This window comes from Paenibacillus sp. EKM301P (assembly GCF_011800295.1).
In the GTDB taxonomy this organism is placed as follows: domain Bacteria; phylum Bacillota; class Bacilli; order Paenibacillales; family Paenibacillaceae; genus Paenibacillus; species Paenibacillus polymyxa.
Genome location: NZ_JAALFM010000004.1, coordinates 378,557 through 393,188 on the forward strand (window position 1 = coordinate 378,557; position 14,632 = coordinate 393,188).

The following is a 14,632-nucleotide window of genomic DNA, read 5'->3' on the forward strand; positions in this document are numbered from 1 at the left end:
GTTGAGACAGAGATTAATTACCGGTATTCTGGCAGGCATATTCTTTTTGGCAATGGTCCTGTGGGGCGGCTTGGCCTACCATTTGCTTATATTGGTGATGGCCCTAATCGGATTTTATGAGTTCGCTCGAATGACGCAGGTATCTCCTTTTGGAGGTACAGCAATACTTGGCTACGTAAGCATATTAGCATTTGTATTCCCATATCAACCTTTGGGTTTGCATTCACCGCTACCCTTTGCCAGTTTGCTCTGGTTGGTAATGATAGTGTTTATGATGATCACAGTAGGAACGAAAAATAAAATCCCGATTCAAACGGTAGCTATACTATTTCTTGGTACTGTATATATAGGATTTGGATTTTCGTATATTGCGGAATCACGTCATATGGAACATGGACTGTTATGGACTTTTTTGTTGTTGTCTTGTATTTGGGCAAGCGATGCAGGGGCATATTTTGTAGGCAAAATGGCAGGGAAGACGAAGCTATGGCCTGCGATTAGTCCAAATAAAACGGTCGAAGGGTCCATTGGCGGAGTTGTTTTAGCGCTGGTTATAGCTCTGGTATTCGCTGGTTTGTCAGGTGGACTGTTACCCTGGGGTAAAGCCTTCGGCATCGGTTTGTCATGTGCTGTTGTGGGACAACTGGGCGATTTGGTACAATCTGCATACAAACGAGTGTACGGCATCAAAGATTCTGGTAATCTGCTGCCAGGGCACGGTGGTATACTAGACCGCTGCGACAGCTGGATTGTCGTTTTTCCATTTGTACATATGCTGATGCTGCTTCCATAAGCCTGGTGATTACAACTTATGCTGAGGACCAACCTTTATACTGTTAGCCTTGCGCTATTAGAAGGATAGAATCAGCTCCATAGTTGCCTGGATAACAAACAATGAGTTCCTGATAAAAGTGATTTTCAGGATAGGAAGGTGCATCATGAAAAGAATTACGGTACTTGGTTCAACCGGATCTATTGGAACTCAAACGTTGGATGTGGTGTGCATGCACCCAGATCAGTTCACTGTTGAGGCTTTAGCAGGTGGCTCCAATATAAAGTTGCTTGCTGAGCAAGCGCGTCTCTATCATCCCAAAAAAGTGTCTGTCGGTACTCAGCAGTTAGCCGATGAAATTCGTCCTTTACTGCCTTCTGGAATCGAACTACACTGGGGAAATGAAGGACTCGTTGAGCTGGCCGCGAACACAGAGGCGGATATGGTTGTGACAGCTGTAATGGGCAGTGTCGGATTGCACTCCACGCTGGCCGCGATTGAGGCTGGAAAACAGATCGGTTTAGCCAATAAGGAAACACTAGTTACGGCTGGTCATCTGGTCACAGCGCGAGCTCGGGCGAAAGGAGTGCCGTTGCTGCCGATTGACAGTGAGCATTCAGCTATTTTCCAATGCTTGAATGGTGAGCGTATGAAAGATGTGGCACATATTACCCTCACAGCATCAGGCGGTTCTTTTCGAGATTTGACAAGAGAACAGCTGCGTGAAGTTACCGTGGAAGATGCACTTAAGCATCCTAATTGGTCAATGGGGGCCAAAATTACAATTGATTCAGCAACGATGGTAAACAAAGGGTTGGAAGTCATCGAGGCACATTGGTTGTTTGGGCTTAGCTATGAGCAGATCCATGTGCTGCTTCATCCGGAAAGCATTATTCACTCCTACGTCGAGTTTCAAGATACAAGCATTGTTGCTCAACTTGGGAACCCTGACATGAGAGTACCCATTCAATATGCATTAACTTATCCTGAGCGGATGAAGTCTCCGGCAAAGCCTCTGTCATTGGCTGAAGTGGGCAAACTCCACTTTAAGGAAATGGATTTTAATCGTTTTCCTTGTTTAAGGCTTGCCTTCGAATGTGGTAAAATGGGTGGTACAGCACCGACCGCTTTTAATGCTGCTAATGAGATTGCTGTTGCTCGTTTCTTACGTGGAGAAATTTCTTTTCTGCATATTGAAGCGATTATTGAACAGGTGCTAGAACAGCATGTCAATATGGCTGATCCTGATTTGTCTGCGATTGAAACTTGTGACCGCGAGACTCGTAGTATAGCTTCGAAGTTGTAGGTTAATGTTGGGGTCAAGAAACGAATTGTGATTCTCTTGTGCGGGTTCGGAGAATAATGATAATCTAGGAAGACAAACTCGATCTCATTGAAAGGGGAACGGAAACGATTGGAAACGATTCAAATAGTGTTGATGACGGTGCTCATGTTTTTCGTCATAGTGACGGTGCATGAATGGGGGCATTATTATTTTGCCAAACGCGCCGGGATTCTGGTACGGGAGTTTGCGATCGGTTTCGGTCCGAAACTGTTCTCTTATAAAAGAAACGAGACACGATTTACGCTACGGTTGCTGCCGTTCGGTGGTTTTGCACGTATGGCGGGTGAAGATCCGGAGGTCAATGAAATTGAAACCGGACAAACGATTGCTGTACGCGTGACAGATGGCGTCGTTAAGACCATCTATTTGGACCAACTGGATAACCGCAAAAATGTAGTGCGCGGTGAAGTGTTGGAGATTGATCTGGAACAAGCGTTAACTGTAAAATTGGATGTGGATGGCGAAGATCAGCAATACACTGTACACCCACAAGCGATGATGGTAACCAAAGGACAATCCATTCAAATTGCACCGAAGGATCGACAGTATGGGAGTAAAACAGTAGGACAGCGTGCGATGGCTATATTTGCTGGCCCCCTGATGAATTTTATTCTTGCCTTTATTCTGTTTGGTTTGCACATCCAGATGGTCGGCATACAAGTGGACAACCCGACGTATGTCCAAATTAGTGAAATTACAGCAGGTATGCCAGCTGCTGAAGCTGATTTGCATAAGGGAGATATCATCGAATCGGTGAACGGAGTTGCAATTGGTGCGAATGTTGAAAACATGATCAAACTGATTGCGGATTCTCAAGACAAGCCGATGAAGTGGACAGTTCGCCGTGATGATAAAACCTTTGATCTTACGATAACACCTCGTGCAATGGAAGGACAAAAGGGTGGCAAGGTGGGCATTGTGCCTGAACTTCCAAAACGCCAAGCTGGTGTAGGGGAAACATTCAAATTTGCCGGACAATCTATGGTCAGAACGACAGATATTATTTTTCAAGGATTTAGCCAGCTTATCCAACGCTTTTCTATCAATGACCTGGGAGGCCCCGTACGTACTTTTGAAGTGACGGGACAAATCGCTAAGCAAGGCATTGAGCAGTTGACATATTGGACTGCGATCATGAGTCTTTATCTGGGGATATTCAATCTACTACCTATTCCGGCGTTGGATGGAAGTAGACTTGTTTTCCTTGGTGTTGAGGCGGTAAGAGGACGTCCTGTTGATCCGAGCAGGGAGGGAATGGTCCATTTCGTTGGTTTTGCTATGCTATTCCTGCTAATGATTGCGGTCACGTATAACGATATTTTACGCTTAATTAATGGTTAATTAGAGACGGTCATTATAAAAATGGTTTGTATGGGAGGACATGCATTTCTATGTCGAATGATAAACAGTTTGTCGAGGAAATCACGCCGCAGAGCGAAGATTTTTCCCGATGGTATATTGATGTTATTAAAAAAGCAGAACTGATGGATTACTCGCCAGTTCGCGGGTGCATTGTATTCCGTCCCGATGGTTTTGAGATTTGGGAGCACATTAAGGAAGCTATGGATGTGCGTTTCAGAGAAACGGGACATCGCAATGCTTATTTTCCAATGTTTATCCCAGAAAGCTTTTTCCAAAAAGAAAAAGAGCATGTGGAGGGATTTAATCCTGAACTGCCATGGGTGACTGAGGCTGGTGGGGAAAAGCTGGAAGAGCGTCTTGCAATCCGTCCAACTTCAGAAACGATGATCGGTCATATGTACTCGAAATGGATTCAATCCTATCGTGACCTGCCTGTGCTAATTAACCAATGGGCTAATGTGGTGCGTTGGGAAAAACGTACGCTGCCTTTCTTGCGAACAAGTGAATTTTTGTGGCAAGAAGGTCACACAGCACATGAAACAGAAGAAGAAGCACGTGAAGAAACGATGAAAATGCTGGAAGTTTATCGTGAGGTCATTGAGGAAGTTCTAGCTATTCCGGTTATTACTGGACAGAAAACACCTTCTGAAAAGTTTGCAGGTGCGAAGGATACATTTTCACTGGAAGCGATGATGAAAGATGGACGAGCGGTACAAGCTGGAACGTCCCACTACATGGGAACTAACTTTGCCGTTGCGTTTGACATTAAATATTTGAGCCGCGAAAACAACCTGGAATTCGCGCATACGACATCTTGGGGAACAAGTACACGTTTGATCGGTGCATTGATTATGGTCCATGGAGATGACCGTGGTCTTGCACTGCCTCCTAAGGTGGCACCTACGCAGGTTATTATGGTTCCTATTGGACCACCTAAGAAACGTGATGCAGTTATCGCTCGTGCAGATGAATTGTTTGCCGAGTTGAAACAAGCGGGTGTCCGTGTTAAAATAGACGACCGCAGTGATGTAAGTCCAGGCTGGAAGTTTAATGAATATGAAATGCGCGGTGTACCGGTTCGTCTGGAAATCGGCCCTCGTGATATGGAAAACGGTGTCTGTGTGCTCGTATCCCGTATCAGCGGCGAGAAAAAGATTGTCCAACAGGACAATCTGCTTGAAGAAGTACACGCGATGCTCGCACAGGTACAACAAGAGATGTTTGACCGTGCAAAGAACTTCATGGAAGAAAACTTCTATTCCGTCGATACATTGGATGAGATGAAGACTCTCATGGAAGAGAAACGTGGCTTTACTTTGGCTGGTTGGTGCGGATCTGAAGAATGTGAAGACAAAGTTAAAGAAGTGACAGGCGCTACAAGCCGTAACATACCGTTTAAAACAACCGAGCAAAAGACAACATGTTTGTGCTGTGGCAAACCAGCCAAGCATACAGTAGTGTTCGCACGGGCGTACTAATAAAGAAGAGCAATACCCTATACTCACTTCATTCTCTTCGCCAACAGGAATAGCTGTTACGGATTAATATTCCGGACTACTATCTATATTATTGTGATGAGGGTTGAAGAAGGCTACGAAAAGCTTTTGCGGTCGGAGATGTTTTTAGACGCAGAAGCTTTTCATGTTTTCAGAAAGGTAGATTGGAAATCGGGGGGAGAGCCATGGGCGGAGCTGAAGAAAAGAGAAAGCGGCTGGAACTGCTAATGAAGCAGGTTGTAATGCCGGCAGGAGTGGTTGATCCTTATTTTTTGGACGGTTGGATCGATCAGGTTGAGATTAGCCGTACCAACAAGGATTGGAATATCACTATTGCCAAGGAGACACTGGTCCCCGCTCAGGTGTATCGTACGTTCTGTATTCAAGTACAGGAAAAAATGAGTCATATCGCTAAAATCACATTCCGCTTTCAGTACAGTGAGCAGGTTCAACCTGGTGATATTATCGGTGAATACTGGAAGCTTTTTTTAGAGTGGGTGCACCGTGAAATTCCATCTGTTAACGGTTGGATGAACCGGGCTGTGCATGAGTGGGAAGACGGTCTATTATTACTAACAATGAGCGATAGTATGTCATTGGAACTAGCGCGTAAAAAGCAGATAGATCAAGCTATTATTAAGTTTTACGATAAATATTTCGGGCTCTCTATGCGTATTAAAGTTCAGGTGGGTGAAAGTAACCAGGAGGCATTACAGGAATTCCAGGAAAAGAAAATGCAGGAAGAACGCGAAGTTATTCAGCAGATGATGGAAAGTATGGAAGCTGAAATGCCACCTTTGGAAGAAGAAGAAGGGGACGTGCGGCTTCAATTTGGTTATGACATCAAAGAACCGGCTATTCCGATGCAAGAGATTCAGGACGAAGAGAAGAAAGTCACCCTACAAGGAACAATCTTCGGTTTGGACAGTAAAGAATTGCGCAATGGCAGTACGTTGTTTACGTATTATTTGACAGACTTTAGTGATTCTTTGCAAATGAAAATGTTTGCTAAAACTAAAGAAGATCTAAAAATTCTCAGTCTGTTGGCTAACGGTAAATGGGTCAAAGTGCGGGGACGAGTTGAATATGACCGTTTTATGCAAATTCCTGAGTTGGTTATGATTCCTTCCGATCTAGTTGAAGTACAGGCCCCACCTGGACGTAAGGATAATGCAGCGGAAAAACGGGTTGAGTTTCATCTACACACAAAGATGAGCGCCATGGATGCTGTCGCCTCGATTGATCAATATGTCAAAACAGCCGCCAAATGGGGGCACAAAGCGATTGCGGTCACAGATCATGGCGGTGTGCAATGCTACCCTGATGCTGCTAAGGCTGCAAAGAAGAACGGCATTAAAATGATCTACGGCATTGAGGCCAATGTAGTTAATGATGCTGTCGAAGTTGTAATGCAGGCACAGCCTTTAAATTTGAAAACAGCGACTTATGTCGTTTTTGATATTGAAACCACGGGTTTGTCAGTTACACAAAATAAAATCATTGAGATTGCTGCTGTTAAAATGCATGAGGGCAAGGAAATTGATCGTTATGCAACCTTTGTCAATCCGCATGAACGTATACCCTACAACATTCAGCAACTGACCAACATTAACGATGAAATGGTCAAGGATGCGCCGGATGTCGAACCTGTTATGAAGGAGTTCGTAGCTTTTGCTGGTGATGCTGTATTGGTTGCTCATAATGCGCGGTTTGATGTCGGCTTTATCCAGGCCACTCTTCGAAAGATGGGTTTGCCCGAAATGACCAATCCGGTGCTGGATACGCTGGAACTGGCTCGTTTGCTGTTTCCTACGTTGAAAAATCACCGTCTGAACACACTGACTACTAAATATAAAGTCGCGTTGGAAAGCCATCACCGGGCTATTGATGATACAGTTGCGTTGGCAGAAGTGTTAAACGGACTACTAAACGATGCAGAGCAAATTAAGGGTTTTAAAATGCTCGACCGCTTGAATGATTATGTGGGAAAGGACCTATCGACTGTTCGTCCTTTCCACTGCTGCATTTATGCTCTCAATCCGGTTGGTAAAAAAAATCTGTACAAGCTGGTTTCTATGTCTCATACCGAATATTTCAAGCGTGTGCCTTGTATTCCTAAATCGAAATTGTCTGAGATGAGAGACGGATTGCTTATTATTTCTGGCTGCGAAAAAGGAGAATTCTTCGAGGCCGTGTTGAACAAGTCCGAGGAAGAAGCCGAGGAGATTGCACAGTTTTATGATGTGTTGGAGATTCAACCTTTGACGATGTATATGCATCTGGTGGAAAAGCAACTGGTAAGCGGGCCTGATGCACTAAAAACGGCCATACGTAAAGTATGCGAAATAGGAAAACGTCTTGATAAGCCCGTGATTGCTACAGGCAATGTTCACTATTTGGAAACTCGCGATAAGCTGTACCGTGATATTACCATTCACGGCATTACTGGATTTAGCCCGCTAAAGGATATCCGAAAGCCAGATGCTCATTTACGTACAACGGATGAAATGCTGGCAGAGTTCGAGTTTTTGGGCGAGGAAAAAGCGTATGAAGTTGTTGTGACAAATACTAGCGAGCTGGCAGAGCGTTTTGAAGAACTGGAACTGTTCCCTGACAAGCTTTTTACGCCCTTACTGGACGGAGCAGATGAGGAAATTCGCAATACATGCTATGAGACGGCTCGATCCATTTATGGTGAATCCTTACCTGAGGTTGTTGTAGCTCGCCTTGAAAAAGAATTGGAACCTATTATTAAATACGGTTTCTCCGCTAACTATCTCATTTCTGAACGTCTGGTTAAAAAGTCTAACCAGGATGGATACTTGGTAGGTTCACGGGGGTCTGTTGGTTCTTCTGTAGTTGCTACTTTTCTCGGTATTTCTGAGGTAAATCCGCTGCCCGCCCATTATATTTGCGGTAATTCTGACTGTAAACACAGCGAATGGTTTTTGGATGGAAGTGTTCCAAGCGGTTTTGACTTGCCAGATAAAAACTGTCCAAATTGCGGTGGCAAGCTCAAGGGTGAGGGGCAGGATATACCTTTTGAAACGTTCCTCGGTTTTAAAGGAGATAAAGTTCCCGATATTGACTTGAACTTCTCTGGTGAATATCAACCTGTTGCCCATAATTATACGAAAGTATTGTTTGGTGAAAAAAGCGTTTTCCGTGCAGGAACTATTGGTACAGTAGCTGAGAAAACGGCGTTTGGATTTGCCAAAAAATATGAAGAGGCACATCATAAAAAATGGCGCGGAGCCGAGCTGAACAGGCTGGCTTCTGGTTGTACGGGTGTAAAACGTAGTACCGGACAGCATCCGGGCGGGATCGTTGTTGTTCCTGATTATATTGAGGTCGAGGACATTACACCAGTACAGTATCCGGCTGATGATACGAGCTCGGAATGGAAAACGACGCATTTTGATTATCACGCTTTTGATGCGAACTTACTCAAGCTCGATATTCTGGGCCATGATGATCCGACCATGATGAGAATGCTTCAGGATTTGACCGGGGTTGACCCTACGACCATTCCAATGAATGATCCCAAGGTGATGAGCATGTTCAACTCCACGGAGGCACTCGGTGTAACACCGCAGCAAATCCGCACGCCTGTTGCCACCTATGGTGTACCAGAGATGGGAACAAAATTTGTACGCCAGATGCTGGTAGAGTCGCAGCCGAGTTCTTTTGCCGATTTACTGCAAATATCCGGTTTGTCTCACGGTACGGGTGTATGGCTGGGGAACGCACAAGAGTTGATTAAAAATAATACATGTAACATCAAGACCGTAATTGGTTGTCGGGATGATATTATGCTGTTTTTGATTTACAAGGCGGGGATGGATGCAGGTCTGGCCTTTAAAATTACGGAGAGCGTACGTAAAGGTAAAGGGCTTAGTGCCGAATGGATTGAAGAAATGAAAAAATGCAAGGTGCCGCAGTGGTACATTGATTCCTGTCTAAAAATCCAGTACATGTTTCCGAAAGCGCATGCTGCAGCCTATGTTATTTCAGCGGTGCGTACAGCGTATTTCAAGCTGTATCATCCGATCGAGTATTATGCAACTTACTTCTCAGTACGTGCAGCCGATTTTGATATTGACCTGTGCTGTCAAGGGTATGATGCGATTGCACGGAAGATTGTCGAAATTGAGCAGCTTGGTTTTCAGGCTCCACCTAAAGAAAAAGGGATGCTTCCAATTCTGGAGATGGCTTTGGAAATGACGGCTCGCGGGTTTAGTTTTAAATCTATTGATTTGTACCGTTCCGAAGCTACTCGTTTCAAAGTGGACGGGGACTCGCTCATTCCTCCGTTCGGAGCTCTTCAGGGTATTGGAGATAATGCAGCACGTAACATCGCAGCGGCCCGTGAACAGGGTGAATTTTTGTCCGTTGAGGATTTTCAACAGAAATCGAAGGCTAGTAAAACCATTGTCGAAATGCTGTCCCAAATGGGTTGCTTTCGAGGTCTGCCAGAGAGTAATCAGCTGTCTCTGTTTTAATCTGAACCACAGTAGTCAAGCTCTGGCACTTGTCACATAACTACGGTTATGTTATAATTTTTTTGGTAATCATGGAGATAAAACCGTTGCTAAAAGAGTGGGGAAACCCACTCTTTACTGTTTGATATACAGGTACAACGTGAAAAAAGGTTATTTTTGGGCAGGCAACCGGTACGCCGGTTTATTTGCAGTGAGCCCAAAATGAACATTACATCAAATGAAAATGAAAATGCCGGTGATGGAGAAGCATTGCCCACAGTAAGAGGGTATCTCTTTTTCACCACAGGAAAGTTCACTTTTGGAGGTTATAATCTTTGAGCACACCAAAGATCAAATCAGTAGTAGAAGAAATGGCCCAACCTTACCTCGATGAGCATGGTTTTGAACTGGTCGATGTCGAGTATGTCAAAGAGGGTAGCAATTGGTTTCTTCGCGTTTTTGTAGATAAAGACGGAGGAATTGATCTGGACGACTGTAGTATGATCAGTGAATATTTGGGTCAAAAGCTGGATGAAAATGACCCTGTTTCTACAGCATATTTTCTGGAAGTGTCTTCACCAGGCGCCGAAAGACCGCTGAAAAAAGCGGAGGATGTCACTAAAGCGGTAGGCAAAAACGTATTCGTTACTACATACGAGCCGATTAACGGTCTGAAGGAATTCGAAGGCCGTTTGCTTTCTTTTGAAGATGGGGAACTTACCGTCCAAAGCGGACAAAAGAAGCATACCATACCTTATGACAAGGTAGCTGGTGCAAGGCTCGCGATCATATTTTAATTCAGATTTGATTGTTGCTGTTTGACATGTACTACATGTTTTTTGCCTCGTGTGCCGACCAGTACGCAGGTGCCATCATTTGAAAGGGGGAGCAGTAATCCATGAGTATGGATTTTATTGAAGCAATGAACGAGTTGGAAAGAGAAAAGGGGATCAGTAAGGACGTGCTGTTTGAGGCCATTGAAGCAGCCCTGATTTCCAGCTACAAACGGAATTTCAATACCGCACAAAACGTGCGTGTTGATATGAACCGCAACTCGGGAGTCATTAAGGTATATGCCCGCAAGCTGATTGTTGAGGAGGTATTGGACCCTCGCACCGAGATTTCGTTGCCAGCAGCCCGTGAGATCAACCCACATTTTCAGTTGGAGGATATCGCTGAAATTGAAGTCACACCACGTGATTTTGGACGGATTGCTGCACAAACAGCGAAGCAGGTTGTGACTCAGCGCATTCGCGAAGCGGAACGGGGATTGATCTACAACAAGTTTGTGGACAAGGAAGAGGATATTGTAACAGGAACTGTACAGCGCCAAGACCCACGTAATATTTATATTGATCTTGGCAAGGTGGAAGCAGTTCTTCCGTTGAGCGAACTGATGCCTAATGAGAAATTTAACCATTTGGATCGGATTAAGGCTTATATTACCAAGGTGGAGAACACAACCAAAGGACCGCAAATTATGCTGTCCCGATCACATCCGGGTCTGCTTAAGCGTTTGTTCGAACTCGAAGTACCTGAAATTTTTGACGGTGTTGTAGAGATTCGTTCCGTAGCGCGTGAAGCAGGCTTCCGTTCTAAGATCGCAGTTCATTCTCGTAACGCCGAGGTTGATCCGGTAGGTTCTTGTGTGGGACCAAGAGGAACGCGGGTGCAGACCATTGTAAACGAGCTGCGTGGCGAAAAAATCGACATTGTACGCTATTCTGATAATGTTGATGAATACGTGGCTAATGCTTTGAGTCCGTCCAAGGTGCTTGAAGTACAGGTATTTGAAGAAGAGAAAATGGCTCGCGTTATAGTACCTGATTATCAACTTTCTCTAGCTATTGGTATCAAAGGGCAAAATGCTCGCCTTGCTGCTAAGCTTACTGGCTGGAAAATTGATATTAAGAGTGAAACACAGGCGGAGGAAGAGCTCGGCAGACCGAGAACATCCACCGATGAAATGCATCAGGATTCCGTTTCTGTAGATTAAGCGGAGTGTAGGGGGGTTAATGCATGAAACAGAGAAAGATACCTTTGCGCAAATGTGTCGCCTGTCATGAAATGATGCCAAAGAAACAGTTAATCCGTGTCGTCAAAACCCCTGAAGACGAAGTGTTGATTGACTTGACTGGCAAAAAGTCGGGACGCGGCGCTTACTTGTGCGGCAAAGCCGCCTGCTTCAAGCTGGCTCAAAAGAGCAAGGCACTGGATCGAGCATTGAAGCACTCGGTCCATCCTGATATTTATGAGCAGCTAAGTCGTGATTTTGCTGCCGTCGAGGAAGAATTCCTGGCGGCACAAGGCAGCGTGCAGGATGAATAAGGCGCTGTCTGGATTGGGGCTTGCCATGAGAGCTGGCAAGCTGCTAACAGGTGATGAGATCGTTTATAAAGCGATCAGGTCTTCAGAAGCCAAGCTGGTCATTCTTGCGAAAGATGCTTCAATGAATACTCAAAAGAAATTCCGCGACAAATGCGGGACGTACAAAATCCCCTTATTGATAGGATTTGACCGGGAAAGCTTGGGAAGCAGCATCGGCAAACCTGAACGGGTCGTGCTGGCTGTGACGGATCAAGGATTCGCGAAATTGATCATGAAACATGCGGGGATAATGTCGGAGGTGGAGTATATTGAGTAAACAAGAAAGCAAAGACAAAGTGCGGGTATACGAATACGCCAAATCGTTGAACATGAGCAGCAAAGAAATTATCACCATTCTTAAACGGCTGGATATTCCCGTAAACAACCATATGAGCGTCATGGAACATGATGCCGTAGGTAAAGTGGAAAACTTTTTTAAGAATATTAAATCCAATGCTGCGGTCAAGCAAGGCGAAGCAGGCACGGCGCAAGTAAGCTCGAATCAGACCGGTTCAAGCCAGAATAGTAATCATTCAACGGAGCAAACCAAAAATCAACAGGAAAAGCAGGTAAGTATGAATAGGACAAACAACAACCAAAACAGTAACCGAAGTAGCGCTCCAAAAGCGCAAAGCAGTCAGCAGGGCGGTCAAAACCGCAGTCAACAAGGTTCTAGTAGACCAAGCGGCCAGCAAGGCACTCAGAACCGCAGTAATGGTCAACAGCAGGGAGGACAACAGCGTACCGGTAGCAATAACACAGGTTCGCGTCCTCAGGGAAGCAGCCAGGGTGGTACGGCAGTAAGAACTTCTTCTTCCGCAGGAAGCAACAATTCCAATCGCAGTGGTGGCAACCGTACAGGTGGTAACTCCAACAACAGCGGTAACCGTTTCGGTCAAGGACGTTTTGACGATAACCGTCAAGGCGGAGGACGGGGTGGTAACGGTGGCCGTGGAGGCAACAACCGCGGTGGAAACAATCGTGGCGGCAAATTCAACAACCGTGGTAAAGGTCAACAACAGGAGCGTCGCGAGAAAATCGACAACACGCCTAAGAAAATTATTGTGCGTGGTGAGATGACTGTAGGTGAAACAGCCAAGCTTCTTCATAAGGATGCGTCAGAAGTCATCAAGAAGTTGATTATGCTCGGAACAATGGCGACCATCAACCAAGAATTGGATATGGATACCATTCTCTTGCTTGCTGGTGACTTTGGCGTCGAGGTAGAAGTGAAAATCCCAGTGGAAGAAGATCGTTTTGAAACTGTGGAAGAAAATGATGATCCAGCGGATTTGAGAACACGTCCACCGGTTGTAACCATTATGGGTCACGTCGATCATGGTAAAACAACTTTGCTGGATGCCATTCGCTCCACGAATGTAACAGGTGGCGAAGCTGGTGGTATTACACAGCACATTGGTGCATACCAAGTTGAAATCAACAGCAAAAAAATCACTTTCTTAGATACACCGGGCCACGAAGCCTTTACCGCTATGCGTGCACGTGGTGCTCAAGTAACAGATATGACGATTATTGTGGTTGCAGCTGATGACGGTGTTATGCCACAAACGGTTGAAGCCATTAGCCATGCAAAAGCAGCAGGTCTACCAATAATCGTAGCTGTAAACAAGATCGACAAACCGGATGCCAACCCGGACAAAGTAAAGCAGGAACTTACAGAATATGAATTGGTGCCCGAAGAGTGGGGCGGCGATACAATTTTCGTCAACGTTTCCGCTAAACAAAGAATGGGTCTGGAAGACTTGCTCGAAATGATCCTGCTCGTAGCTGAAGTGAATGAGTACAAAGCGAACCCTGATAAACGGGCACGTGGTACTATTATTGAGGCTGAGCTGGATAAAGGTCGCGGTTCTGTAGCCCGTATTCTCGTTCAAAACGGGACACTGAAAGTCGGCGACGCATTCGTAGCAGGTAACTGCTTCGGACGTGTACGTGCCATGGTCAACGATAAAGGCCGTCGTCTTAAGGAAGCAGGTCCTTCCACACCAGTTGAAATTACTGGTTTGACAGAAGTTCCACTTGCAGGCGATCCGTTCATGGTGTTCGAGGATGAGCGTAAAGCTCGTGCTATCGCTGATAAACGTGCGATTACACAACGTCAATCCGATCTGGGCAGTAATACCCGCGTAACGCTGGATGACCTGTTCCAACACATCAAGGATGGCGAGATGAAGGATCTGAATGTCATTATTAAGGGTGACGTACAAGGTTCTGTCGAAGCGCTGAAAGGCTCCTTGAACAAGATTGAAGTTGAAGGTGTACGCGTCAAAATCCTTCACAGTGGTGCAGGTGCAATCACCGAATCCGATATTATTTTGGCTGCGGCATCCAATGCCATTGTTATTGGCTTTAACGTTCGTCCTGATAATCAGGCGAAATCTACAGCAGAAGCTGAAAAAGTGGACATTCGTCTACATCGCGTCATTTACAATGTCATTGAAGAAATCGAGCAGGCTATGAAAGGCATGCTGGACCCTGAATATAAAGAAAATGTGATTGGTCACGCTGAAGTTCGTAACGTGTTTAAAGTTACTAAAGTCGGTACGATTGCTGGTTGTATGGTAACGTCTGGTAAAATTACTCGTTCAGCAGAAGCACGTCTGATCCGTGACGGTATCGTTATTTTTGAAGGTAAAATCGACTCACTGAAACGCTTTAAGGACGACGCAAAAGAAGTTGCCCAAGGTTACGAATGTGGTATCACCCTTGATGGTTATAATGATGTTAAGGAATCCGACATTATTGAAGCGTTCGTCATGGAAACAGTGGAGCGCTAACGGCAGAGAGG

10 protein-coding genes are annotated in these 14,632 nt (G+C 45.2%); all 10 read left to right on the forward strand.

The genetic code is table 11. The features are described 5' to 3' along the window. Position 1: 1 nt before the first annotated feature. The 10 genes from HFD99_RS13230 (at position 2) to infB (ending at position 14,621) form a co-directional block, all read left to right on the forward strand. Positions 2 to 793, forward strand: a complete 792-nt coding sequence (locus HFD99_RS13230; protein WP_016820975.1) for a phosphatidate cytidylyltransferase — start codon at positions 2 to 4, stop codon at positions 791 to 793. Between the two features lie 145 nt (positions 794 to 938). After that, the gene (locus HFD99_RS13235) at positions 939 to 2,078 is read left to right on the forward strand and encodes a 1-deoxy-D-xylulose-5-phosphate reductoisomerase (protein ID WP_025364652.1); all 1,140 of its coding nucleotides are present in this window, start codon (positions 939 to 941) and stop codon (positions 2,076 to 2,078) included. A 108-nt stretch (positions 2,079 to 2,186) separates the two neighbouring features. Further along, the gene (rseP, locus tag HFD99_RS13240) at positions 2,187 to 3,458 is read left to right on the forward strand and encodes an RIP metalloprotease RseP (RefSeq protein ID WP_017427940.1); all 1,272 of its coding nucleotides are present in this window, start codon (positions 2,187 to 2,189) and stop codon (positions 3,456 to 3,458) included. A gap of 50 nt (positions 3,459 to 3,508) precedes the next feature. After that, entirely contained in the window at positions 3,509 to 4,957 is a 1,449-nt protein-coding gene (proS, locus tag HFD99_RS13245) for a proline--tRNA ligase (protein ID WP_025364653.1), read from the forward strand. A 203-nt stretch (positions 4,958 to 5,160) separates the two neighbouring features. Continuing rightward, positions 5,161 to 9,477, forward strand: coding sequence for a PolC-type DNA polymerase III (locus HFD99_RS13250; RefSeq protein ID WP_025364654.1), 4,317 nt, complete (start codon positions 5,161 to 5,163; stop codon positions 9,475 to 9,477). A 314-nt stretch (positions 9,478 to 9,791) separates the two neighbouring features. Then, positions 9,792 to 10,253, forward strand: a complete 462-nt coding sequence (gene rimP, locus HFD99_RS13255) for a ribosome maturation factor RimP (RefSeq protein WP_013370719.1) — start codon at positions 9,792 to 9,794, stop codon at positions 10,251 to 10,253. Between the two features lie 101 nt (positions 10,254 to 10,354). After that, on the forward strand, positions 10,355 to 11,452 hold the full coding sequence (gene nusA, locus HFD99_RS13260; RefSeq protein ID WP_016820980.1) for a transcription termination factor NusA: 1,098 nt from the start codon (positions 10,355 to 10,357) through the stop codon (positions 11,450 to 11,452). Between the two features lie 23 nt (positions 11,453 to 11,475). After that, a complete protein-coding gene (gene rnpM, locus HFD99_RS13265; RefSeq protein ID WP_007430067.1) occupies positions 11,476 to 11,784 on the forward strand; it encodes an RNase P modulator RnpM in 309 nt (102 codons plus the stop codon). Beyond that, on the forward strand, positions 11,777 to 12,100 hold the full coding sequence (locus tag HFD99_RS13270; RefSeq protein ID WP_007430068.1) for a L7Ae/L30e/S12e/Gadd45 family ribosomal protein: 324 nt from the start codon (positions 11,777 to 11,779) through the stop codon (positions 12,098 to 12,100). The genes rnpM and HFD99_RS13270 overlap by 8 nt, the downstream gene beginning before the upstream one ends. Further along, positions 12,093 to 14,621, forward strand: coding sequence for a translation initiation factor IF-2 (infB, locus tag HFD99_RS13275; RefSeq protein WP_025364655.1), 2,529 nt, complete (start codon positions 12,093 to 12,095; stop codon positions 14,619 to 14,621). Before HFD99_RS13270 ends, infB begins: the two co-directional genes overlap by 8 nt. Positions 14,622 to 14,632: the final 11 nt, after the last annotated feature.